The following is a 782-nucleotide window of genomic DNA, read 5'->3' on the forward strand; positions in this document are numbered from 1 at the left end:
GGTGCGCCGGGAGATCGACGCCGTGCTGGGCGTGCGGCAGGACGCCGAGCAGCGGCTGCTGCGGCTGCGGGACCTGCTCTCGCGGGCCGACCGGACACTGGCCGAGGCGCGGACCGCCCGCGGTGAGGTGCTGGCGAAGATCGCCGCGTTCGAGGTGCCGGCCGTCAACGGCCCGTCGACCGCGCTGCACGAGCAGCTCGCCACCGCGGCCGACTACCGGCGGCGGGCCCAGTGGCACCGGTTGTCGCCGCTGCTGGAGAGCCTGGAGCAGCGCGCGGAGGACGAGTTGGAGCGGGCCCGCGACTCGCTGTCGGCGGTGACCGCTCCGCTGGCCGTCCGGGCCGAGCTGCGGGGGCGGCTGGACGCCTACAAGGCGAAGGTCGCCCGGCACGGCATGGCCGAGGAGCCGATGCTCGTCGAACGGTACGACGCGGCACGGCGGTTGCTGTGGAGCGCGCCGTGCGACCTGCGCACCGCCGAGCAGGCGGTGCTGCGCTACCAGCGGGCGGCGGCGGAGGCTCTGGTGCCGCGGCAGGGCGGGGCGCCCACGGACCGCGAGGGGGAAGGCAGTTGATGGCGGAGCAGCAACCGGAGTGCCAACGTCCGGCCTGCGGCGGCAGGTACGAGGACTTCGGCGGCGACGAACTTTACTGCGACGTCTGCGGGTTGGCGCCGTCGGTGTCCCCCGACGGCACGGTCGGCTCACCGCCCACCGGGGCGATCGCACGCCGGGGAGCGGGCTCGGCCGGCGCAGGTCCCGAGTCGGACGGCGGCTCGGCGGG

The 782-nt window shown here is 76.2% G+C and carries 1 protein-coding gene and 1 pseudogene; both read left to right on the plus strand.

What is annotated here, in order from left to right:
* A pseudogene (locus ACYVE9_RS29230) lies at positions 1–574 on the plus strand (hypothetical protein); the annotation flags it as partial.
* On the plus strand, positions 574–782 hold a 209-nt coding region (locus tag ACYVE9_RS29235; protein ID WP_461030893.1), incomplete at its 3' end, for a hypothetical protein. The pseudogene ACYVE9_RS29230 and the gene ACYVE9_RS29235, both read left to right, overlap by 1 nt.

The organism is Streptomyces sparsus (assembly GCF_054776295.1).